Origin of the sequence: Luteimicrobium xylanilyticum (assembly GCF_009429125.1) — a bacterium.
Lineage (GTDB): Bacteria > Actinomycetota > Actinomycetes > Actinomycetales > Cellulomonadaceae > Luteimicrobium > Luteimicrobium xylanilyticum.
Map to the genome: position 1 here is coordinate 4,137,048 of NZ_CP045529.1, position 23,653 is coordinate 4,160,700.

The following is a 23,653-nucleotide window of genomic DNA, read 5'->3' on the forward strand; positions in this document are numbered from 1 at the left end:
TCGAGGCATGACACGTCGACACCTGCACGCGCCCCACGTGGCGCGGACGACGACGGCCGCGGTCGCGCTCGTCGTCGTCGGACTGCTGAGCGCAGGCACGCTCGCCGCCTGCGACGACGGAACCCAGGACGCGGCCTCGCCCGCGACCGGAGGCTCCACCGAGACCACGCCGTCCCCGACGTCCACCGCGGACGACACCACCGGCACGGGCTCGACGCCCACCTCGGGCTCCACCGAAGACGGCGCCGGGACGGGCTCGACGTCAGGCACCACGAAGGGCAGCGGCTCCGGCTCCACACCGACGTCCAGCTCGCTGCGCGTCGCCCGCTGCACCGCGGGCCACCTGACGGGGACGCTCACCGAGGGTGAGGGCGGCGGCGCGGGCAGCACGTTCCCGTACCTCGTCCTGAAGAACACGGGCAGCTCGCCGTGCCAGCTCCAGGGCTGGCCGGGGGTGTCGTTCGTCGGGGACGACAACGGCACGCAGCTCGGCGCGGCCGCGACCTTCGACCGGTCGAGCCCGCACGCCACCGTGACCCTGCTCCCGAACGGCCACGCGCACGCACCGCTGAAGATCGCGCAGGCGGCCAACTACGACAAGAGCACCTGCAAGCCGCAGAAGGCGGACGGCCTGCGCGTCTACGTGCCGGGCGAGACGCACTCGATCTTCGTCAAGGCATCGGGCCTCACCGCCTGCACGAACAAGAAGGTCCAGCTGCTGCAGACGCAGGCGATCCAGCCGGGCGCGGACTGACGGCTCCCCCGTCGGCGAAATTGCTTGGCACGACGGCGCACGCCGCGTAGCGTCGTCGGCACATGGGAAAGGAGGTGATCCGACCAGTGAAGACTCTTCGGACGCATGAGGTGATCGCGCGCTAGCTCGCGCGGCACGTCTCCGGACGAGCTGGCGAAACCAACGCCATCACCGGGCCCGTGGGTGTCGCGGAATCGTCCACCGCGACAGGCGGTCCTCCCTTTCCATGGGGGACCAGACCGCCAGCCCACGGGTTTTTTCATGCCCGACGACGGCGGCGACCGCGCCGCGCGGGCGGCTCGCCTACGCGAGGCCCACGAGGTCTCCGAGCAGCCCCACCTGGTAGTCGAAGAAGCCTGCCCGGTCGGTGAGCGTGTCGGGGCCCCACTGGTCGAAGACGTCGAACGAGACGAGGCCGAACATGCCGGACCAGAGCTGGAACCCCGCGGCCAGCGCACCGACGGGGAGCTCGAGCCCGAACTCGGCGCGGATCCGCTCCATGTCCGCGCGGACGCCGTCGGGCACCTCGCGCCACGGTGGGCGGAGCCCGCCCGCCTCCGACGCCGCGACCACGATCCCGACGAGCGCGAGGACGACCCGGGTCCCGGGCTGCGTGGTGTGGTCGGCCGGTGCCGCGTACCCGGGGACGGGGGTCCCGTAGAGGAGCGCGTAGCTCGAGGGCACGCGCAGGGCCCACGCCCGGACGGCGCGGGCCGCCGCGAGGAGCCGGTCGCGCGGGTCCTCGGTGGCGGCCGCGAGCGCCGCGTCGACCTCGTCGCCGAGCTCGTCGTAGGCGTCGACGATGAGGAGGGTCAGCAGCTCGTCGCGGCTGCTGACATACCGGTAGACGGCGGACGACACGACACCGAGCTCCCGCGCGACGGCGCGCAGGGAGAGGTCCGCGGGGCCGACGGTGGCGAGCTGGGCGCGTCCGATCCGCACGATCTCGCGCATCGTGTGCTCGCGGGCGAGCTGTCGGGGCGTGGGTGCCATGCCCCGATCCTGCCTCACGAGGTCGTGGGACACAAAAGTGAGCACTGCTCTTGCTTTCCGCGCGGCGAGGGTGCATGCTCGTGTCGTCAGCAACCGAGAGCACTGCTCACAGATAGGACGTGACCATGAGCATCGTCATCGCAGGAGCCGGCCCGATCGGCACCGCCGTCGCCCGCCAGCACGTCGACCAGGGGACGCCCGTCCGCGTCCTCACCCGGTCCGGGTCGGGCCTCGACCACCCGCTCGTCGAGCGCCGCAAGGTCGACGTGACCGACGCCGACGCCCTCGCCGAGGCCGTCCGTGACGCCGAGATCATCTACTTCTGCATCCACGCCTCCGCGTACGACGCGAAGGTCTGGGCCCGCGAGCTCCCCGCCGCCGAGCGGACCGTCCTCGCCGCCGCGGAGGCCGCGGGCGCCGTCGTCGTGTTTCCGGAGAGCCTGTACGCGTTCGACGCGTCCGGCACGATCACCGAGGCGACCCGGCACGACGCCGTCGGCGGCAAGCCGGGCGTCCGGGCGCAGCTCCTCGCGGCGCGCGCCGCGTCCCCCGTCCCGACGGCGAGCGTCGTCGCGTCCGACTACTTCGGGCCGGGTGCCGGGGCGAATGCCCACGCGGGCGACCGCATGCTCGGCCCGGCGACGTCGGGCGGCACGGCCCGTCCCGTCGGCAGCGCCGACCTCCCCCACTCCTGGACCTACCTGCCGGACCTGGCCGCCGCGATGATCCGCGCCGGGGAGCGCGCCCGCGCCGACCACCGGACCACCGGTGCCGCCGACGGCGCGACCGACGGCATCTGGTTCGCACCGGTGACCGCGACCTGCAGCCAGCGCGAGATGGTGACCGCGTACGCCCGGGCGGCCGGACGAGCCGACGCGCGCGTCCGCCCGATGCCGACCTGGGTCCTGCGGGCCGCCGGGCTCCTCGACCGCGGCACGCGCGGCATCGTCGAGATGCTCCGTCTGTTCACGCGCCCGCTCGTCATGGACGCGTCGGCGAGCGACGCGGCGCTCGGGCTCAAGCCCACCCCGTTCGACGACGCCGTCCAGGCGACCGTCGACGCCTACCGCGCCGGGGCTCGTTGACCGCAGGGGCCGGACCACTCGACGGTGGGACGGGTGCACCAGCATGACTCGCCCAAACTGGCGACACAGACTCGAATGAGAGGCAGGATCTAGCTGCGTCTGTTCGTCCGCACGCGGTGACGGGGATCGTGACGTCGGCGCCGTCGGGGACGTGTATGCCGCGCGCGTGTCACCACCCGAAGCATGCGTGGTCTGCGACGTCCGGTCCCCCACCGCGTCATACGGGACTGCTGCACGAACAGGTGACACCCAACGTGTGGTGCCGTGAGGCGCTGCTGGAAGGATGTGTCCTGTGCCCGCACCCCATCCCAAGGAGTTCCGCGACGATGTCGTGGCCGTCGCCCGGCGCGGCGAGGCCCCCATCAAGCAGATCGCGAAGGACTTCGGCATCTCCGAGTCGTGTCTGCGCAACTGGATGCACGCTGCCGATGTCGAGGACGGCGCCAGGCCCGGCGTGACGGCCTCGGAGTCCGCCGAGCTGCGCGAGGCCCGCCGCCGGGTTCGTCTGCTCGAGCAGGAGAACGAGGTGTTGCGCCGGGCGGCGGCGTACTTCGCCCAGGCGCACCTGCCGGGAAAATGAGCTACCCGCTGGTCCGTGAGCTCGCCGCCGACGGGATCCTCGTGACGGTGACCTGCCGGGTGCTCGACCTCGCACGCCAGCCCTACTACCGGTGGCTCGCGCAGCCCGTCACGGCTCGTGACCTGGAGCAGGCCCGCCTCGCGAACGCCTTGTTCGACGCCCACCGTGACGACCCGGAGTACGGGTACCGACTCCTGGGAGATGAAGCCCGCGACACCGGCCAGGTCGCGTGCGACCGCACCGTGTGGGCCCGGTGCGCGGACAACCGCTGGTGGTCGGCGTTCGGCAAGAAGAAGGGCAAGGGCAGCAAGCGTCCGGGCCCGCCCGCGCACGACGACCTCGTGCGCCGGGACTTCACCGCCGACGCGCCGAACACCTTGTGGCTCACGGATATCACCGAGCACCCCACCGCGGAGGGCAAGGTCTACCTGTGCGCGATCAAGGACGTGTACTCGAACCGGATCGTGGGCTACTCCATCGACTCGCGGATGAAGTCGTCCCTGGCCGTGAAGGCGCTCGAGAACGCGGTCGCCAGGCGCGCCGTCGGCGGCAGCGAGGTGGCCGGTTGCATCGTCCACAGCGACAGAGGCAGCCAGTTCCGAAGCCGGAAATTCCTGGCCGCGCTGCGCGCCCACGACCTGGTCGGGTCCATGGGCCAGGTCGCCTCCGCCGGCGACAACGCCGCGATGGAGTCGTTCTTTGCCCTGCTGCAGAAGAACATGCTGGACCGGCGCCGCTGGACCACGAGACACGAGCTGCGGATCGCGATCATCACCTGGATCGAACGGACCTACCACCGGCGACGCCGCCAGCAGCGCCTGGGACGTTTGACCCCGATCGAGTTCGAAGCCATCATCACCACTCAGGTCGCACTCGCCGCCTGAGATCACCTGTCACCTGTTCGTGCAGCAGTCCCTATCGCTATACAGTGACCACCGATAGGATGGTCCGCTGCTTGGTGTCAACAAGACCAAAATACACCTCCCCCCCGACATCGACCGTGAATATCAACACCTCGCCCGATATCGCGCGCAGTTGGTCGACAAATCCCTCAAGGTCACGCACCGACGCGGCACCTTTTTCGGACGCCCGACTCAATCGGACCTCATATGTTGGAAGCAAATCGCGCGCCACTGCACTATGCAGAGCGATCGGTGCGCCACCACGCGATGCCAGAGCAATCCTAAGTCGCACTCTCGCGTCTTTTGGTTCGTTCCCATCCGGTAAGGCGGCGAGCACCTCAGGCGTGACAAATATCGTATTCACGGAAGCACCACCTGAGCTCCTTGCACGGGGCCCTTAATGAGAATTTCTCGTTCCATCCAAACATCCGGAGACCACTCAAATTTCCATGGCGCGCCCGCAGGAGGCGAACCCTTCGGTAGACGCAGGATCACACCGTCTTCTCCTGCGAATCGTCTCGCGACATTGTAGTCGCTGGTCCACGAAGTGAACGGGCTGTCCGCAGTGTTGCCGAGATTGTGTTCCTCTGCACTCGCAAGCCCATCAGGGTTGCGAGGGAAGGAGTCGCCCTTAAGCGCGTCTTCGTACCCGGGGTGGCCCTTTCCGACGCCCCTAAAGATGCCCGATCCCAGATCGTCGATGCCAGCCGCCTCACCCGCCTCCGCCGTTCCGGTCTCTGCCGCTGCGGCTACGCCCACGTCGGCGGTGGCTTCTTCGGTGACACCAGCCGTGAAGACGCCGCCCGCGCAGACTTCGATGAAGGCGGCGCAGAGGATCCACCCGCCCGACAATAGGACGGCGCCGCCCGCGATCCAATCGCCGTACCCGGTCGTGTCGACCTGCCCGCATAGGTTGGCGCATGCGGGGTATCCACTTGAGGTCGGGGCCGGAGCCACCGAGTGCGCCGGGGTGCGGCGCGCGCTCGGCTTCCTCGCACTCGTGGTCGGCGCACTCGCCTTACCCGACGAATGCGAAGTCACCGTAACGATCACCCACGGGGCCACAGTGTGGGCCTTGTGATACGAGTTCGATGCGGAGGACGACTGTGCCGGGGCGGTACCCGGACCAACCGCCCCACCATGCTTGGCGCTGCCCCACTGGGCGTCGGTCATCCCGTCCGGGTGCGGGTTGGTGATGATCAACCCTGATGGGTCGGAGAACGTGACCGGGTTGTTGCCCGCATACGCGTACGCGTTCCACTGCTGCGGGTTCGCGGTGTCTAGCACCGGGTCCACCGACACGAACCGCCCCGTGACCGTGTCGAGATACCTCGCGCCCACCTGCGTGAGCCCCGAAGCGTCCAACACCTTGTCCAACATCTGGTGGTCACCCGGCCAGGTCGGCTTCGCACCACGCGCGTTCCCGAACGGGTCGGCATACCTACGCGAGACCACGTTCGTCGAGTTCGCGATCGACACCAACGCCGTCCCGTGCGGGTCCACCACCAGGGTCGACACACCCGCCAGACCCGTGCCCGTACGCACCGCGACCGTCTGCCCCGCAAACGAGTAGTACCGCTTCGCGCTGAGCGTCTGCGTCGAAGTGTTCAGGCTCAGCTCTTCACCACCGGGCAGATACGCCGTCACGCTCGTGCCCTGCCGGCGGACCAACCGGTCCCCGTCCGCGGAGTACACCGAACCGTCCTGGTCCGTGGTCCCGGCCTTGACGTCCGACAACTCACCCCGCGCATCCCACGACAACGTCTGCGCCGTGCTGCCGGCCATGGCGCGTGAGGTCAAGTTGCCCGCCGCGTCATAGGCGAACGACGACGACGTCGTGGCCCCCGACGCCGCGGTCGTCGTGATCCCCGTGACCCCGTGCGGACGAGCAGACCCCGCCACCGGGTACGTGTACGTCGCGACCGTGTCACCCCCCGAAGCGTGCGTGGTCTGCGAGGTCCGGTTCCCGACCGCGTCATACCCCCACGACGACCAATACGGCGCAGCCCCACCCAAAGTCAGCGACGACGGCGCGCCGGTGCACGAGTTCGACGACGGCGTCCACGCCTGCGTCAACCTGCGCAACCCGTCATACGTGAAGCACTGCGTATCCGCCTTGCCCGTCATGGAAAGCCCGCAGCCACGCGCGGGCAGCTTCCCGATCTCGAGCTGCGCCGCCGCGCCTGGGCCCGTTGCGAGGACCGGATCCGGATCGCGAAGGACACCGGACTGGCGGACCCGCCCCTGCACGGGTTCGACCAGAACCGGATCTGGTGCGCCATCGTGATGCTCGCACTCGACCTGAGCGTGTGGATGCAGCCCCTCGCCCTGACCGGCGACGACGCGCGCCGGTGGGAACCAAGACGACTACGCCTGCGCCTGTTCACCGTCCCAGCGGTCATCGCCTGAAGCGCACGCCAGCACCTGCTCCACCTCACAGCTCACGCACCCTGGGCCACCCCTCTCGCCCGTCCCGACGACCCCGAGCACCACCCCGGACCCGTGGAACCCGCGCACCGACCGACGTCGGCTACCTCGTCACACCCACCCGCAAGAATCACCGCTCAAGAACGGCAACGACGCCGTCCCGACCACGCTCACCCGCTCGGTGAAAGATCGAGGCTAACCGCCAATGGCTCGAATTTCCCGGCGATTTAACTCAATCATATATCGGAAGAACGTCTGGAAGTTGTCAAACTGTTCGATTGGACCACCCGCATACCAAACAACACCCAAGCACTGGCGCCCGTCACGAGTTCCAGTAACTATCACATCGCCGTTCAATACGGAACGTCCGATAAACAGCAGCCCATCAAAGTCCATCCCGAGCTCGTTTCCAAAATCAGATTCATCAAGGGAGGCTTCGAAAGCGCAGCGCGCCTGTACGCCATCGTCAGAGAGTTCGGAAGTGCCGAACAAGTCAAAGTCTTGAAAGAATCCTGGCCACCCATCCGCGAATGTTAGAAATGATCTAAACTGTGGATTGAGTCGCACTCGAAGTCGTTCCTCGGCCGCCGAAATTTCCCGCTCTCCCGCTGCGACTCTCGGAAAATGAACACGCCATGGCGACCTATCGCCGAGGGCAAGCAGCCCCTGCTGAACAGTTACGAGCTCGACTATCTCGGCCCGCCAGTCGCGGGACACACATTCAGACATCGCACTATTCTCCCACACCAAACAAGAACTCTGTTGGACGAAACCCAAGGGGGTATCGAAGCGACTGTCCACCAAGGCTACTATTGACCCTCGGCGTGAGGTCCATCCACTCGGGTGGCGTTGCGCGACCGGTCCAGGTCGTATCGGGCACGTGCCCGGCGTGACCGTTGTACGGATTACCCTCGCTTGCCGCCCGCTGCCGTTCCGCCGCTACGGCACGGTTGACGTCTGCGCGCAGTGGCCCTCGAGTACTGACGCGACCTGTGGGCGAGAGGTCGCCATTACACAGAGCACGGTTACACCCTTCAACATAGGGCCGCACCTGTGCGATCTCCTCGTCGGTTGCGCCCCCGTATCGCATCGACGGTCGCATCGCGCATCATAAGGAGATCGGCAGCGGCACCAAGGGAGCGTGCCGCCTTACGACGCACTTCAGGTTGGAAGGATTGTCGTACAGTCTCACTAAAGCCATTTGCGAGCTTCAGAAAGTAGCCATTCAACCGCCTCGAACGGTACGTTGGGCAGGAATAGGGTTACGGTACGGCGCCCCGTCTCGTCGTCGTCGAAGACCTCCGCCACGCGGGTTCCATCGTCGGCCGACAACTCCATTCCCATCCCGTCGCGCGAGCCGACAGAACTAGCCAAAATCAGCCGATACCCGTACATTACTGGACCGGCTCCAAGAATCCCATAAAGTCACCCTCGTTACTCATTCGAACACCTCTTCCGGTCGAATCCCAGATATTCGTCACCCTGTCAAGAACCTGGCGCCGTCCTGCTCTATGCATAACATCCCGGCTTCTCGAAAAGATGGCTCGTCCTTCCCCGCCGATCCTCGTAGGAGTAGTGACTCAGATCGTTCCCATGCCCGATCACCCCTTGACGACTCCAACCTTCCTCGAGAGCCATCTACTGGGTCCGCCACCATCATCGATAGGCGGCTCGCAGAGGGCTAGTTGTGATGTCCAGGGACGTTGGTCAGCCGGCTGATCGGTGGCTGGTTGCCGATCGCGGAGTGGAGCCTGTGGTGATTGTAGAAGTGGAGCCAGGCCGGGAGCACGGCGTTGCGTTGCTGGGTTGAGTCGTAGAGGCGGGCGTAGGCCCATCCGTCGGCCAGGGTCCGGTGGAAGCGTTCGATCTTCCCGTTGGTCTGGGGCCGGTAGGGGCGGGTCCGCTTGTGGGTGATGTCGAGGGCGGCGCCGGCCTCGCGCCAGGTGTGGGAGCGGTAGGCCGATCCGTTGTCGGAAAGCACGCGTTCCACTTTCACGCCGCGGGCGGCGAACCAGGCCACCGCGCGCTTGAGCACGCCGATGGCGGTGGCCGCGGTCTCGTCGGTACAGATCTCGGCGTAGGCGACCCGGGAGTGGTCGTCGATCACGGTGTGCAGGTAGGCGGTGCCGATCTTCGGGTTGCCCTTGTCGGTGTAGCCCGTCCGGGTGCGGGCGGTGACGTGCGTGTTCCTCTTGCCCTGTTGTCTTCCCAGGTAGCGCCACCCGCCGCCGTCGGGGATGTTCGCGAACTTCGTGACGTCGACGTGGATCAGTGATCCGGGGTGGTCGTGCTCGTAACGACGTAGCGGTTCGCCGGTGACCCGGTCAATCCGGGCCAGCCGGTTGATCCGGCACCGCACCAGGACCGCGTGCACGGTCGAGGCCGGGATGCCGAGGCGACCGGCGATCTGGACCGGTCCCAATCGGTGGCGCCAGCGCAGCCGCACGATCGCCTTGACCATGTGCTGCGGGGTGCGGGTCGGGCTGCGCCGTGGCCGCGAGCTGCGATCCGTCATCCCCGCGGGCCCCTCGGTCCGGTACCGGTCGGCCCACTTCTTGGCCGTGCGCGCCGAGACCATGAACATCTTCGCCGCGGACGAGTAAGTCCAGCCCATCTCCACGACCAGGCGCGCGAGCCGCAGCCGTGTCTTCGGGGTGAGCAGGGCGTTAGCGTGGGACACGAAGGCCTCCGGTGGGTGGAAGTGGTTCCTCGACAGCTCCACTTCACAACCGGAGGCCTTCGTCATCCGGTAACCCGGCCCCGTGTCGCCATCACGGAATCGGAACAACGTCCCTGGACATCACAACTAGTCCACCAAGAAAATCCGGCACCTGTTCACCGACCCGATAAAGGAGGAGCTTCCCTCCAGCAGCACCCCACGACACTACACGTCGGGCGCCACCTATCCGTGCAACAGTCCAGGGCTCGTCACGAGCCCCGCAGCACGAAGGCATCTAAAAAGTCTCCACCCGCCTTGGCGACGAATCCGCGCAGCTCGACAAGGTTCTGCGAGGCGCCCGCCAGGCGTCCAAGTATCTCTGATACCTGCCGGTCCGCGCTCTCGATAATGACGGCGGCGCGGTCCGGGCTTCTGGAGGCGGAATACTCAGCGGCTTCTTGAACTTGTCGCACCGCCCAAATAACAGTTCTATCAGCGGGTAGCGCGGAGGCCTCTATAGCATAGACAAGAGCAGCCAGTGCATTTTCAGCGTAAGGCAAAAAGGGATCCCACGGACCATCCTCGTCAGGAACACGCGACTCAACTTCCGAAGCCGATATCATCACCGGACCGCCACCGTCAAGCGCACTCCAAACCTCGTCGAGCACCGGCTTCGCAAACCCGACGAGGGTGGATGAAGAACTTTCATCGAAGACTTGAAGCAGCGGGATCAGCCACTCCGCACATGCCGCCGCAAGGGCGGCCTTACGCGATGGTGTCAACCGTGCAATTGCTGGCTCGATGCTCTGCTCGATTCCGCTCATCAGTTCCCTCCGTACCACCACGCGGTTCGCGGGCTGAGGATGGTCGCCCCATGATCCTCAAGGAAGGCTTGGCATGTGGGGCAGAAGGGTCGAGAAGCCGCGATCCCCTGCGGGGCTAGCCCTTGCCCAAGGGCTTCATTTACAGCGGTCACCTCAGCATGGTCACCGGGAGACTTTGCAATTACATCGCCCGCCTTCGCCAGAGCCTTTTGGGCGCCCGAGAGGTCACGCCCCCCACCGGCCAGGACATCTGCGCCCTCATCAGTACTCAAGACGGCAGACGTTCGTCGGCTTTGCGCGATCCTGTCAAGCGCGCCGCTCAGCTCGTCGGCGCGTGATGCGAGTCTACTCGTCACCTCAACGGCATCGGGCGCCTCCTTGACCGCGCCAACCACCAGGGCACTGACGCACACCTCGGACGCAGCTAGACAGGCAACCCAGCCGCCAGCGACGAAGATGACGCCGATAGCGATCATCCCGCCATACGGGCTGGACTGTCCGCACACGTTGGCGCATGCGGGGTATCCGCTCGACGTCGGTGCCGGGGCTGTGGTGTGGGTCGGGCTGTGGTGCCCGTTCGACTTCTTCCCGCCCCCGGACGTGATGGGCGAACCGCCAGTCGCGTACGAGGAGATCGTGACGTGGACCGGTGCCCGGACCGTGTGGGCCTTGTAGTGGGAGTTCGATGCAGAGGAGGGCTGTGCTGGTGCGGTCCCTGGGCCCGCGGGGCGACCGTGGGACGCGTTGTCCCACTGCTTGTCGGTCATCCCGTCCGGGTGCGGGTTGGTGATGATCAACCCTGATGGGTCGGAGAACGTGACCGGGTTGTTGCCCGCATACGCATACGCGTTCCACTGCTGCGGATTCGCCGTGTCCAGCACCGGGTCCACCGACACGAACCGCCCCGTGACCGTGTCGAGATACCTCGCGCCCACCTGCGTGAGCCCCGAAGCGTCCAACACCTTGTCCAACATCGCGTGGTCACCAGGCCACGCCGGCTTAGCACCCCGCACGTTCCCGAACGGGTCGGTATACCTGCGCGAGACCACGTTCGTGCCGTTCGCGATACTGACCAGCGCCGTCCCCTGCGGATCCGACACCAGGGTCGACACACCCGCCAGACCCGTCCCCGTGCGCACCGCGACCGTCTGCCCAGCAAAGCTGTAGTACCGCTTCGCGGACAGGGTCTGTGTCGAGGTGTTCAACGTCAGCTCTTCACCACCAGGCAGATACGCCGTCACGCTCGTGCCCTGCCGGCGGACCAACCGGTTCCCGTCCGCGTCATACACCGACGCGTCCTGACTGGTCGCCCCGGCCTTCACGTCCGACAACTCACCGCGCGTATCCCACGTCAACGTCTGCGCCGTACTACCCGCCATCGCACGCGAGGACATGTTCCCCGCCGCGTCATACCCGAACGACGACGACGTGGTCGTCCCCGACGGCCCCGTCGTGTTGATACCCGTCACCCCATGCGGACGAGCCGACCCCGCCACCGGGTACGTGTACGCCGCGACCGTGTCACCACCCGAGGCATGCGTCGTCTGCGACGTCCGGTTCCCCACCGCGTCATAGCCCCACGACGACCAATACGGGGCAGCCCCACCCAAACCCAACACCGACGCAGCACCCGCACACGAGTTCGACGACGGCGTCCACGCCTGCACCAACCGACGCAACCCGTCATACGTGAAGCACTGCGTGTCCGCCTTGGAGCCCGCGACAGTCGGCTTGTCCGCCACCGATGTCACGTTCCCCGCGTCGTCGTACCCGTAGGTGATGTGCAGGACCTCCCCTGTCGCGTTCTCCAACCACAACGCCTGCGAGGTCATCCGGCGTGAGGCCTGGTCGTAGGTGTACGTGAGCTGGTCCACGTACGAGTTCGACAGGTCCATCGACAGCATCTCGCCGTAGCTGGAGTACGTGTCCTCGGCCACGTACGCACCCCAGCCGTAGGGGCCACCCATCCACTCCGGGCGGTTCAGCTTGTCGTAGTAGGTCGTCACCTTCTCCGCACCCAGGCCGCCGCCTGCGGGCAACGAGACCGACTGCAACTGCTCGTCCAGTGCGTACGCGTACGTCGTCGTGTACGTCCCGGCAAGCTTGCCCTCCGACGCTGGCAGAGTGACCGACTGTCCGAGCGGCTGGTACGCGTTGTCATAGCCCGTCACCGCCGTGGTGTACGCGTTCGACCCCACATAGCTCGTCGAGCTCGTCAGCTGACCCTTGGCGAGGGTGTCGTAGGTCCACTTCGCCAGCACCGCCCCAGTGGCCGAGGTGTCGCGCTCCTCGGTCTTGCGACCGAGCGCGTCATAGCCGTACCAGAGGGTCTTGCCGCGGGCGTCCTTGGTCGAGGTGACCTGGCCTGCGTTGTCGTACGTCGTGGTCGTGGTGCCCTTGTCCGGGTCCTTAGCGCTGATCTGCCGGCCCCGCACGTCATAGGTGTAGCTCCACGTGTTGCCCGCGGGGTCCTTCATCGAGACCAGCCGGCCACCGTGATCGTAGGAGTACGTGGTCGTCTGCGAGGCACCGGTCGTCGACCCTGCCGTGTACTCGATCTCCTTCGTGGTGCTGCCCCGGGCGTCGGTCACTGTCGTGGTCGGCGTGCCCCCGGACGGCGGGGTGACCGTCGTGCGGTCACCGCCGTAGGAAGTGGTCGTCTTCCACCGGTCGACCTCGTCGTCCTGGAACACGTCCGCGGTCTGCCGCCCCGCGCCGTCGTAGGTGTACAGGTCGCGGGACGGGATCGAGTCGGGTGTGGTCACCACGGTGGCCGACGGCGACCCGGTCGTCGGCCACGCGTTGTTCGCCTTGGTCAGCAGGCCGCGCGAGTCGTAGAACTTGTCCGTCACGAGCCTGCCGCCCGTGTCCCGGTTCGCACCCGGTGCCTGGGTCTGCCGCTCGCGCAGCAGGCCGTCCGAGATCGTGACCGAGCTCAGGTACGTCGCCCCGTCCTGGTTCAGCGTGCTCGTGGTCACCGCGTTGTCGCCGGCGCCCACCTTGTAGGCGTACTTGACCGACGCGGACGCCGTCGTCGCGCGCCCCGGCTTCCACACCGCGGTGATCCGGCCGAGGCCGTCATAGGTGGCCGTGGTGACCTTCCCCGCCGGATCCGTCGACTTCGTCGGCACACCACGCAGCGGATCCAGGACCGTTGTCGTGGTCTGGGCTGTCAGGGCTCCGGTCCCGTCCGGGTCGGGCGAGGTCACCGTGGTCTGAGTCACCGGCCCACCCGTGGCGGGCGTGTACGCGGTGGTCGTCTTGCGGCCGAGCGCGTCGGTCGTCGAGGTCGGTCGCCCGTCCGCGTCGTAGGTCGTCGTCGAGGTGGTCACGTACGAACCGGTCGATCCGGAGTAGGACGACGCCTCCTGCGTCGAGGTGACCAAGCCCTTGGTCGGGGTCGCCCCGTACGCGCCGCCGTCGTAGACGGTCCGGGTGTCAGAGATCACGTCGCCGGGGTAGGTCGCCGTGTCCACGTTCGCACACCGGACCCCCAGCGTGTAGGACCGCTTGATCGTCGTGACGATGTTCGCGGACGTGTTGCGGGCGTACTCGTTGGTCGTGCACCGGTCGTCCGAGGTCGTGGACACGTCACCGATGTCATCCACCGTCAGTGGCGTGCCGTACGTCGAGTCGTACGTGGTGACGGTCTTGGTGACCCGCTCACCGCCCGACAGGGCCGGCGCGGTCGTGTGCGTCTCGGTGGTGCCGACTCCGAGCAGGTACGACTTGGTGCCGTCGGGCGCAGTCGAGGTCGCCGCCGACCGCCACGGGGTGTTGAAGGTGTCCGAGACGACGGCCGACCCGTTGTACGTGATCTGCTCGCGCAGGAACCCGTTGTACCGGTCCGCATCGTCGATGCCATCGACCTGTGCCGACCTGCTGGTGCCGTCGGCCTGGTGGTCGCCGTCCATCCCGCGGAAGTAGCGGTAACGGACCTTCTCGCGGTTCGCAATGCCAGTCGACCCGGTGACCACGTCGACCGTGCCGTAGCCCCGGAACTCCGACCAGGTCCGTTGCGCCACGGGGACCAGCTCGTTGTCGTCGTAGTGCCACGCGGGCGACCCGACGTAGTCGTAGTCGGTCTCCACCGGGAGGGACGTCGCGTCACCGCCGTACTGGATGAGTGCGGTCACGACGTACTTGTGGAAGTACTCCACCCGCGGCCCGCCCGACCCCTCCGGGTCCCACACGACCGGGTAGCACATCCGCGTGTTCGAGTCCTGCCCTTCCGCCGAGGTCGACGGATGATCACTCGTGGTGCAGTCGGGTGCCGAATAGTTGACGGTCACTGTCCCGCCGGCCTCGGTCGTGACACCGCTGACGCGATACCGGTACATCTGCGGGCCGTAGTCACCGGTGTCGTCGACGCGGTTCGGCATCTGCGTCCCCGAGAACGTCACGGCAGGTAGGGCAACCGATCCGTTGGACTTGCCCGTGTGCACGATCTTCGCGAGCCACAGGACGGCGTTGGACCCGTCGCCCGGGTCCGGGAACGACTGGGTCAGGGCCCAGGAGTCCACATCCTTGTACGCGCCGCCCGAGTACACCTGCGTCGTCACGGTCGTCAGCCGCTTACGCGTGAAGAACGACGGGGAGGTCTGCGTCGCGCAGGTGGTGGACGACGAGCAGATCAGATCGAACGGAACGTCCGGCCACGACGCGGCAGTGCTCGACGTCAGGGACGAACAGTCAGTGGCAAGGCACCGCTCGGCGACCGTGAACGCCACGTGCTGCGGGGCGGGTGCTGCCGTCTCGGAGCCCTTGCGCTGGCCGTAGTCGATGCCCGTCAGGTAGCCGCCGCGAACGTAGGACGAGACCGCCTCGTTCAGGTTGCGACCGTAGTAGTTGGTCTCCTTGGCGTACTTGTACGTCATCGTGTTACCGGCCGTGTCCACGACGTAGTCGAGGTTCCACCGCCACGCCTGCTGGCACCACGAGTCCGCGAAGGCGGTCGCGTGGCACGGCTCGCCCGCGTTGTTTCCGTACACCGGAACAGTCCAAGCAGAGTTCAGTGCCGCACTGTCAGTGGGCCGCTGGTCTTCCCCGAAGAAGTACTGCGTGCCGTCGGTGGTGATGACCTCCCAGTACTCGTGGTCGTCGTCCCCGTTGGCCGCGCCCGTCAGGTGCTTGACGAGCGTCCCGTCGTCATCCTTGGGATGCCATACGTCGCTCGTCCCGTCCTGAACGAGCTCGACGGCCTTGCCGCCGAACACGAGCGTCGCGTTGTCCGTCTTCCAGCACAGGTCACCGGTCTTGTGTCCCGCGTTGTTCGCCCCCGAGCTCGTCGAGTCGTCCGCGCACGAGGCGTACTTGCGTTCCACGTAGCCGGCATCCATGTCCCAGCCGTCACCGATCCAGGACGTCTGGTTGTTCGTCGTCGCGACCTTGCCGTCGACGGACCCCGAGTCGTAGGAGATCGCCAAGTCGGGCGACGGCCCACCTTGGGTCGCCGGAACCGACAAGGGGTAGGACCAGGTGAAGTCACCGGTCTGATTGCTGACCTGCCACGCCGCCGAAGCCGACAAGGGCGTGGCCGACCAGTCGCCTGACGAACCCGACGCGGTGGCCGCCAGGGCCATCACACCCATCGACGCCGTCGCGACCGTCGCGGTCACGGTCTGGCTCGCCGTGTCGTTGGTCGAACCCGACACCGGGGTCTGGGTACGGCATGCCGCCTTGTCCGGTGTCGTCAATGCACAGTCAGGCAACCTGACCAGCCGGAGCCGAGAGGACCAGTCACCGCCGTAGGCACCCGCAAAGTCCGAGTAGTCGACCGAGACGTCGACCTTGCCCGCCACGCCCACATCCGTGGGCTCCAGGTCGAACACCACGCCCTCTACCCCGGCGTGGGTCGCCGCGTCGTGGTCCGCGACAGTGACGCCGACCTCGGCGCCGTCCCCGTCCACACGGGGAGCGAGGCCGTACCCAGAGACGGTGATCGGAAGGCCACCGGGTGTGCCGCTCCACGCCGCTGTGTGCTGCCGACCGACGCGTGCCGTGGCATGGCTCCGATCCGGCCAGCGCACGCTCGCCCGCTGGGCCGGTGCCAAGGGCGCAACAGTTCGGTCCACCACAGGTGCAGCGTCGGACCGGAGCGGCGCGACGTCGGGCACCGGCTTCTCGAGCTCGTGCCCGTGCTCGCGGCGCTGAGCATCGGTCCACGTCGTCCGGTCAGATTCGTCGTGTGCACTCGCCGCCGGTACGACGCAGACCGTCGCGACGAGCGCCGCGGCCACCGCACCGGCCACCACGCCGCTCCTCCGGTGAGTCGCCGAGGCAGCCACGGCACGCTTCGCCCTCCGGAGCAGCTGTCCCTTCATCCTCATGCGCCGGCCCCCAGGCAGGTGTCGTGGATCTGCGTCGTCGACTCGATCCCCTTATAGACGTGGATCGCCCCGATAGCGCCGGGCCAGGCATCGGTCGCTGCGTCGTTGTACCGCCCGCGGCCGACCTGGAAGTTACCGAACGCCATCCATGGCGTCGTGAAGCTCGCTGTGTGGGCGACCGGATTGTCAGGTGTTCCTGGTGTGCAGACGTACAACGTGGCGGTCTTTGCCGTGGCGTCGTAGACACCAGTCAGCTGCGTCCACTGTCCCGTCACCACTTCGTCCGGGGCCGTCACGAAGGTCGTCGTCGGACGCGCAACGTCCGCGCTGTTCATGAAGAAGCTCCAGCACCCGTTGACCGGCGCACCCGCACACTCGGCACCCGACCGGTGAGCAAGCTGGAACGCGCTCGCATGCGCACCGTCGACGCTGACAGCAGTCGCGTTCCGGGTGGCCGCGTCGATCTGCACCATGACCGACACGGAGAAGCTCTGATCCGTCGCGAGCGGCTCGGAACTGGTCTGACCATATTGAGCGGCAGTGCCATTGAAATGAACCGCCGACGAGTCGGCGAATCCGTCGCCGTCGAGGTCACCGATCGGGCCGTCCACCCAGGTAGCAGCCGTCAAATTCAACCTGCGCGTCACATCACCCGGATGCTGGGCATCCACGACCGTCGAGCCGGTGCCCTCCGTCATGCGCCACTCCGACTCGACGCCGGTCACCCGCACGTAGAAGACGAACTCTGTGTGCTTGTCGCTCGCCCAGCCCGCACGGTCGATCGACTCCACGTACAGGGTGTGCTTGCCCGGCTTGGTCGGAGTGAACGTCACGTTCGCGCCAGGGCTCGCGGCCTTCGTCATGGCATCGTCGTCGAAGTTGTACTTGTAGGACACGATGTCGTTCGCCCCACCGTTGGTGAACGTGAACGTCCCGGGTGTCCCCACCGCCCCGCTCGGCGTCGTCGAGTTGTGGTACGGACCCGAGACCACCGTTACGCCAGGCGCGACGGAAGGGGGTGACGTCTCGATGTAGAACTCGCACTTTGCCGAGTGGGGTCCGGACTTACCCGCGCTGTCCGTCGCATACGCGTCGAAGTAGTAGGCCACACCGTCCTTAAGCTTGCCCGCCGTCACAGAAACCGGGATCGGCGTGCGAGCGGGGTGTGCCGAGGTCATGTCGTACGACCACACCTTCGTGGCGCCATCGACCGTGAAGATCTCGTAGTGGCCCTTCAGTTGGTCCTGGGTCGCACTGTCGTTGTCGTCAGGGTCATTCAGCTGCGCACTGAGTGTGAGCGCGCCTGTAGTTGTGCGAAGGACGGGCCGGGCCGAGTCGGTCGTAGTGCATGCACCCGCTGGGTCGGTAAACTTGAGATCCGTCGGCGCATATGGTGCCCGCTCGATCGTGATCGAGATGCTCGCGTCCTTGCGATACCGCTTCCAGCCTTCTTGCATGCTGGCCTCTGTGTGCGCCTTCAGCCCGATCGCGAACGACTTCTTGTTCGTGTCCGCAGCCCACTTCGCTGCCTTCGTGATGTCCCACGACACGAACCTCGTTGGCGAGTCCGGGCACGCGGACTTGTGCGCCACCGTGATCTGCTGCTGCGCGACATAGTCCCCGGTGCCCCACAAGCTGGCGTTGGAGTTCCACGTCGTCCCGGTTGAGATGTTCTTCGACACGTACGCCGTCACACCCCGCGGAGTGCAGTCCCACGAATGAGTACCGAAGGCCTTGAACGTCGCCTTCGTAACGTCCGCCCCTGCCAGGTCGCCGAGCCAGTCCAGATCGTCGAACTCCCAGATCACCCGTTGCTTGCGCGTCTTGTTGCACGCCGTCGTGACCGCGTAGTCGCACAGGCCCATCCCCTGGTCCGGGTCGAACTTGTAGTACGTGTAGTCAGGCGCAGCCGAGTCGATCATCACCCACTCCGCCGGTGTCTTGGACTTGACCTTGGGGTCGATGAACACCGGCCACGTCGTGCCGGAAGCCGTCAGCATCGCGCCGTCCGGCGCGACCGTGACGTCCTGGTCCGTGACCGTGGTCTGCATCTGCACGACATGGTCACCCTCGACCGGAGCGACCGTACGGTTTGCTGCCACGTCGTCGCCCAACACGTCCGCGGCCGACGGGGCCTCGACCCTTGGCGAAGCACTCTCCTCGTCGTCGCTCAGGCTGAACGGCGCGGCCAGAACCGTCTGAGCGTCCGCCTGAGCGATCACGCCGTCCGCCGACGAATCCCACATCTGCGGCTGCGGCGCCGTGAACACCGCCTCACCAGCAGAATCGCGCGCCTCGAACCCCCCGCCCGCACTCACCACATCCAAGTCACCGCTCGTCGCGAGCGGGAACTCCAGCTCCGCCAGCGCGGGATTCGCAGCAGCCTGCGGCGAATCGACCCGCAGCACCTCACCGAACCCCGCCGTGTCGTCGTCCACGGTGACGATCAGATCGACCCCCGGAAGCACGTCGTCGTAGGTCAGCTGCGAACCCGAGATCTCCGGTGCCGGCAGGTCGAACGGGACGTCCATGCTCAGCTCATGGCCACCGGTCGCGATCTTCGCGAGCGGCTGACCTGCAGTGCCGTCCGAGAACGTCATCGGCGCGATCGGCGAGGCGACCTCGATGCCGCCGGTCCCACCGACGAGCGAACGATCGATCGGCTTCCAGGCCCCCGACACCTTGGTCCGCACCGGCTCCGAACCCATGTCGTACGTCGTCGTGCCGTCAGGGTTCACATGCACCGTCTGGTACGCCGTGTCGGCACTCATCAGCTCCACCGGCGACGAGCACGACGCCGCCTGCGCGACCGCGTCGGCGGCCTGCTCCGCCTGCCCGGTGCACGGGATCGAGGAAGACTCGTCTGCAGCCGCGGAGCCAACTGAGAGGGGCAGCAAGCCGATCACAAGCAGAGTTGCGACGCCGCCTCGCAGGCCGCGGCCCGAGCCGACTATTGTTCCGACGCCTGCTTTGACAGAACCAGAAATGGGCGCGCTCGACCGTCGCAACGACATGGCTCGTCCTCTATCTTCCAGGACTACTGTTTTATGAAACAGCAGTCGCAACCTTGCACGTCCCCCTCGGACGAGCCATGCATCTGTCCCCATGACACTCACAGGCAACTGATGGCGAGCGACAACCTATCGACCTTCTTGCGTTACGGCAATACCCAAATGCCGGCGGTTCCAGAGGGTCGGACAGCACCGCGATGGGCACCGCTCAGTGGTCGCCGCGACGAGTCCACACGCCGCGATACCCTCGGGGCGTGTCCAGCACCGCCAGCACCCCCGCCTCGTCGGCGACGTCCGACACGTTCGCCGAGTCGCTCCGCCGCACCGAGGCGATCCGTTCGGACCTCGACGCGCACCCCGAGCGCTACCGCGTCCTGACGGGCGACCGCCCGACCGGCGCCCTGCACCTCGGCCACTACTTCGGGACGCTCGCGTCGCGCGTCGTCCTGCAGGACCAGGGCGTCGAGACGTGGGTGCTCGTCGCGGACTACCAGGTCATCACGGACCGCGAGACGACGGGGAACATCCAGGACAACGTCCGCGGCCTCGTGCTGGACTACGTCGCGGCCGGGATCGACCCGGAGCGCTCGACGATCTTCACGCACTCCGCCGTGCCCGCGCTGAACCAGCTCCTGCTGCCGTTCCTGTCGCTCGTCACGGAGGCGGAGCTCCTCCGCAACCCGACCGTGAAGGCCGAGCTGGCGGCGTCGGAGCGGGCGCTGTCCGGGCTGCTGCTGACCTACCCGGTGCACCAGGCCGCCGACATCCTGTTCTGCAAGGGCAACCTGGTCCCGGTCGGCAAGGACCAGCTCCCCCACATCGAGCAGACCCGCGTCGTCGCACGGCGGTTCAACGAGCGCTACGCCAAGAAGAACCCGGTCTTCCCGGAGCCCCAGGCGCTGCTGTCCACCTCCCCGGAGATTCCCGGGCTCGACGGCCGCAAGATGTCGAAGTCGTACGGCAACACGATCGCGCTCGGCATGACCGCGGACGAGACCGCGAAGGTCATCCGCAAGGCCCCGACCGACTCGGACCGCCACATCTCCTTCGACCCGGCGAACCGGCCCGGCGTGTCGGCGCTGCTCACCTCGGCGGCGCTCGCCACCGGCGGGGACCCGGTCCAGATCGCCGAGGAGATCGGCGACGGCGGTGGCGGCGCGCTCAAGGCGTTCGTCACCGAGGCGATCAACGAGCGGTTCGCGGCCCACCGTGCCCGACGCGCGGAGCTCGCCGCCGACCCCGGCTACGTCCACGAGGTGCTGCGCCGCGGGAACGAGCGCGCCAACGAGGTCGCCGAGAAGACGCTCGACGAGGTCCGCGCCGCTATGGGGATGGTGTACTGAGCCGACCGCGGAGCCACGCGTCGACCGAGGCCAGGGCCGCCTGCGCCATCGGGGTCGCGCGCCCCGTGAACGCGTGGGGCGACGCCGGGTAGACACGCAGGTCGACGTCGACGCCCGCGGCGACGAGCCGCGCAGCCATCGCCAGGTTGTCCTCGAGGAGGATGTCGTCCGCGCCGATCACCATCAGGACCGGCGGCAGGCTCGCCAGGTCCGCGAAGACGGGTGAGAGGTCCGGGGCGGTCCGGTCCGGGGCAGCACCGGCGTAGGCGTCGAGGAAGTACTCGTCGGCGATGAGACGCCCCGCGGGCGTCTGCGCCGAGAGGTCGTAGGTCCCGCACTGGAGGACCGCGCCGCGGAACGCGTGGACGCCGCGATCACGCAGCCGGACCAGGGTCGCGGCCGCCAGCGTCGATCCCGCGGAGCACCCGCCCATGACGAGCCGCGTCGTCCCGAACCGCGCTGCTGCGTTCGCGGCGAGCCACAGCGCAGCCGTCTCGCAGTCGTCGGGAGCGGCCGGCCACGGGTGCTCCGGGGCGAGCCGATAGTCGACGCTCACCACGGCGACTCCGAGCGCGTCGACGAGCCGGCGGTTCGTCACGTCGCTCCCCGCGGCCGAACCCAGGTAGAAGCCTCCCGTGTGGATCTCCAGGACCACGCCGGTCGCCGGCCGACCTGCCGGGACATGGATCCGGACGGGCACGGTCCGGCCGCCGGCGCTCACCACCTCCAGCGCCGGGGGCGGTTCGCAGCCGGCGGGTGCGGGCACCGCCGCACGGACGGCGAGCAGCTGGTCCCGGCTCGCGGGCCCGCGGCCTGGAGGTCGGCGCGCGTAGAACGCACGCGAGCCCTCGACGAGCGGGAGGAGCGACGGGTCGATCAGGGAGGACAGCTCCAGCCGCATGGCCGAGACCCTAGCCGCCGCTGCCGACGGCCGTCTCCGACACCCGGGAGGAACGCAGCTCGCGGACCCGGGTGGCGAGCGCCCCGACCACGACCACGCACGCGAGGCCGCCGCTCACCATCGCGGCCGTGGGCGAGGTCAGCCCCGCGACGACGCCGCCACGCATGTTCCCGAGGTCCGGCCCGCCCGCGCCGACGGCGAGCTCCGCGGCCGCGACCCGGCCACGGTAGGCGTCGGGCGTGACGGTCTGGACGAGCGTGCCGCGCGACACCACGGACACGGTGTCCGACGCGCCCGCCAACGCGAGGAACAGCAGGGTCGCCCAGCCGGACTGCACGGCCCCGGCCACCGCGAGGAACACGCCCCAGCAGATCGCCCCGACGAGCATGGTCGCGCCGGGACGACCGCGGCGCGTGAACGTCCCGGACACGACGTTGGCGGCGATCCCGCCGCCTGCGAGGGCCGCCGCGAACAGTCCGAAGGTCTGGGGTGCGCCGTCGAACCTCTCGTCGTTGAGCGCCGGGAACAGGCTGACGGGCATCGCGAGGACGGTCGCGGCGAGGTCCACGACGAACGCCGCCCGGACGAGCGGGTGGCGGGCCACGTAGCGGAGCCCGTCGACGGCGTCGTGCACACCGGTCGCCCAGGTGCCGCGGGTGGGGGCGTCGGTCCGCTCGGCGCGCAGCACGGGCAGGCGCCACACGGCGTAGAGGGACCCGAGGAAGCTCACGGTGTCCACGAGGTAGCAGCCGGCGACGCCCCACGTGCCCGCGACGAGCCCGGCGAGTGCGGGCCCGAGCAGCACCGCGAGCTGGAACGACATGCCCATGAGCGCGAAGCCGCCAGCGACGTGACGTGGTTCGAGCAGGGCGGCCGTGAACGTGCGCCGGGCGGGGCCGCCGACGGAGCCGGCGGTGGTCTGGAGGAAGACCAGCACCAGGAGGGCACCGGGCGCGATCCCGCCCGCGAGCGCCTGGGCGACGAGGGCGGCGGAGACGACGAGCTGCGCGGCGGTCGCCGCGAGGACGATCCGCCGCCGGTCGTGGCGGTCCGCGAACGATCCGGCGAGGAGACCCACGACGACGAGCGGCACGACGTGCGCGATCCCGACCGCGCCGGTCCAGACCGTGCTGCCCGTGTCGTGCCAGAGCTGCAGCATGACGGCGGTGGCGGTCATCTGGGTGCCGAGCTGGCTGCCGGTCGAGCCGAGCCAGAGGCGCCGGAAGGGCGCGTCCTTGAGCGGTCGGACGTCGACGAGCGCGCTGAGCGCGCTCACGACGATGGCCCGGCGGTTCCGGCGTCGTCGGGGCGGGCGAGCGTCATCCGGGCCGCGACCCGGTCGCGGAAGGACCGGCGGGCGAGGGCGGCGTGGAGGTCGTCGACGACGCGCGTCAGCGGGTAGGGGAGCTCCGCCTCGAGCTCGCGCACGGCAGCCTCCGTGGCGTTCCACTCGTCGGCGAGGTAAGCGACGAGCGACCGCCCGCGGTCGGTGAGCTCGACGAGGCGGGTGCGCGCGTCGGGGCCGCTGGCGCTGCGGACGAGGTCGGCGTCGCGCATCGCGGAGACCGTCTGGCTCATCGCGGAGTGCGTCACGTCGCAGCGCTCGGCGAGGGCGCGGATGGCGAGGGGACCGTCCTGGTCGAGCCAGACGAGCGGCAGCGAGTAACGCGGCTTGACGCCCTCGATCCCGGCGCCGGTGTAGAGCGAGGCGATCTGGTCGTCGAGGTCGCGCAGCAGGAGGGTGAGCGGGCGCCAGACGACGGGGTCGAGGCGCTCGGGCATGGCGCGATCGGGTGTCGGGGCAGAGGTCGACGAGTCAGTCACGCGTCGATCATAACAGCGCTT

At 68.0% G+C, this 23,653-nt stretch carries 14 protein-coding genes and 1 pseudogene; 5 read left to right on the plus strand and 10 right to left on the minus strand.

The window, feature by feature from the left end:
- Positions 1-7 precede the first annotated feature (7 nt).
- Positions 8-754, plus strand: coding sequence for a DUF4232 domain-containing protein (locus KDY119_RS18450; protein WP_085998088.1), 747 nt, complete (start codon positions 8-10; stop codon positions 752-754).
- Positions 755-1,057: 303 nt separating this feature from the next.
- Here the strand turns inward: KDY119_RS18450 and KDY119_RS18455 are convergent, their stop codons facing one another.
- On the minus strand, positions 1,058-1,747 hold the full coding sequence (locus KDY119_RS18455) for a TetR/AcrR family transcriptional regulator (RefSeq protein ID WP_036955411.1): 690 nt from the start codon (positions 1,745-1,747) through the stop codon (positions 1,058-1,060).
- 125 nt (positions 1,748-1,872) lie between these two features.
- Here KDY119_RS18455 and KDY119_RS18460 point away from each other — a divergent pair, with 125 nt between their 5' ends.
- Both KDY119_RS18460 and KDY119_RS18465 read left to right on the plus strand, forming a co-directional pair.
- Positions 1,873-2,832, plus strand: coding sequence for an NAD-dependent epimerase/dehydratase family protein (locus KDY119_RS18460; RefSeq protein ID WP_227994436.1), 960 nt, complete (start codon positions 1,873-1,875; stop codon positions 2,830-2,832).
- 292 nt (positions 2,833-3,124) lie between these two features.
- A protein-coding gene (locus KDY119_RS18465) for an IS3 family transposase (RefSeq protein WP_407657413.1) occupies positions 3,125-4,296 on the plus strand; the annotation gives its coding sequence in 2 pieces (ribosomal slippage) (positions 3,125-3,403 and positions 3,406-4,296; 1,170 coding nt in all).
- Positions 4,297-4,674: 378 nt separating this feature from the next.
- Here KDY119_RS18465 and KDY119_RS18470 read toward each other — a convergent pair.
- Positions 4,675-6,441 (minus strand): RHS repeat-associated core domain-containing protein, encoded by a 1,767-nt coding sequence (locus KDY119_RS18470; RefSeq protein WP_148284347.1) that lies wholly within the window; start codon positions 6,439-6,441, stop codon positions 4,675-4,677.
- 21 nt (positions 6,442-6,462) lie between these two features.
- On the opposite strand from KDY119_RS18470, the pseudogene KDY119_RS18475 reads away from it, so the two are divergent.
- Positions 6,463-6,720, plus strand: a pseudogene (locus KDY119_RS18475) (transposase); the annotation flags it as partial.
- 216 nt (positions 6,721-6,936) lie between these two features.
- On the opposite strand, the gene KDY119_RS18480 reads toward KDY119_RS18475, so the two are convergent.
- The 5 genes from KDY119_RS18480 to KDY119_RS18500 all read right to left on the minus strand — a co-directional run bounded on the left by KDY119_RS18480 (position 6,937) and on the right by KDY119_RS18500 (position 19,459).
- On the minus strand, positions 6,937-7,542 hold the full coding sequence (locus KDY119_RS18480; RefSeq protein ID WP_194174281.1) for an SMI1/KNR4 family protein: 606 nt from the start codon (positions 7,540-7,542) through the stop codon (positions 6,937-6,939).
- Positions 7,543-8,422: 880 nt separating this feature from the next.
- The gene (locus KDY119_RS18485; protein ID WP_148284345.1) at positions 8,423-9,421 is read right to left on the minus strand and encodes an IS481 family transposase; all 999 of its coding nucleotides are present in this window, start codon (positions 9,419-9,421) and stop codon (positions 8,423-8,425) included.
- Between the two features lie 248 nt (positions 9,422-9,669).
- Positions 9,670-10,224 carry a hypothetical protein gene (locus KDY119_RS18490; RefSeq protein ID WP_148284344.1) on the minus strand — a complete coding sequence of 185 codons (555 nt, stop codon included), beginning with the start codon at positions 10,222-10,224 and terminating at the stop codon, positions 9,670-9,672.
- Entirely contained in the window at positions 10,224-16,475 is a 6,252-nt protein-coding gene (locus tag KDY119_RS18495; RefSeq protein ID WP_153022635.1) for an RHS repeat domain-containing protein, read from the minus strand. The genes KDY119_RS18490 and KDY119_RS18495 overlap by 1 nt, the downstream gene beginning before the upstream one ends.
- 74 nt (positions 16,476-16,549) lie before the next feature.
- Positions 16,550-19,459 (minus strand): LamG-like jellyroll fold domain-containing protein, encoded by a 2,910-nt coding sequence (locus tag KDY119_RS18500; protein WP_036955390.1) that lies wholly within the window; start codon positions 19,457-19,459, stop codon positions 16,550-16,552.
- 359 nt (positions 19,460-19,818) lie between these two features.
- Between KDY119_RS18500 and trpS the strand changes: the two genes are divergently transcribed.
- A complete protein-coding gene (trpS, locus tag KDY119_RS18505) occupies positions 19,819-20,907 on the plus strand; it encodes a tryptophan--tRNA ligase (RefSeq protein ID WP_036955387.1) in 1,089 nt (362 codons plus the stop codon).
- On the opposite strand, the gene KDY119_RS18510 is transcribed toward trpS, so the two are convergent.
- Genes KDY119_RS18510 through KDY119_RS18520 form a run of 3 tightly spaced genes read right to left on the minus strand, consistent with a single transcriptional unit; the run spans position 20,888 to position 23,632 of the window.
- Positions 20,888-21,808, minus strand: a complete 921-nt coding sequence (locus tag KDY119_RS18510) for an alpha/beta hydrolase (protein ID WP_036955384.1) — start codon at positions 21,806-21,808, stop codon at positions 20,888-20,890. The two genes, trpS and KDY119_RS18510, sit on opposite strands and share 20 nt — an antisense overlap.
- A gap of 10 nt (positions 21,809-21,818) precedes the next feature.
- Complete coding sequence (locus KDY119_RS18515; RefSeq protein WP_036955382.1) at positions 21,819-23,084, minus strand: MFS transporter; 1,266 nt, start codon at positions 23,082-23,084, stop codon at positions 21,819-21,821.
- Positions 23,081-23,632, minus strand: coding sequence for a MarR family winged helix-turn-helix transcriptional regulator (locus KDY119_RS18520; RefSeq protein ID WP_227994438.1), 552 nt, complete (start codon positions 23,630-23,632; stop codon positions 23,081-23,083). The genes KDY119_RS18515 and KDY119_RS18520 overlap by 4 nt, the downstream gene beginning before the upstream one ends.
- Between the last annotated feature and the right edge of the window lie 21 nt (positions 23,633-23,653).

Coding starts and splice junctions, on each gene's coding strand:
- KDY119_RS18470 (WP_148284347.1), bottom strand. CDS start 6,441: ATGACGGGCAAGGCGGATACGCAGTGCTTCACGTATGACGGGTTGCGC.
- KDY119_RS18490 (WP_148284344.1), bottom strand. CDS start 10,224: ATGAGCGGAATCGAGCAGAGCATCGAGCCAGCAATTGCACGGTTGACA.
- KDY119_RS18460 (WP_227994436.1), top strand. CDS start 1,873: ATGAGCATCGTCATCGCAGGAGCCGGCCCGATCGGCACCGCCGTCGCC.
- KDY119_RS18455 (WP_036955411.1), bottom strand. CDS start 1,747: ATGGCACCCACGCCCCGACAGCTCGCCCGCGAGCACACGATGCGCGAG.
- KDY119_RS18510 (WP_036955384.1), bottom strand. CDS start 21,808: ATGCGGCTGGAGCTGTCCTCCCTGATCGACCCGTCGCTCCTCCCGCTC.
- KDY119_RS18450 (WP_085998088.1), top strand. CDS start 8: ATGACACGTCGACACCTGCACGCGCCCCACGTGGCGCGGACGACGACG.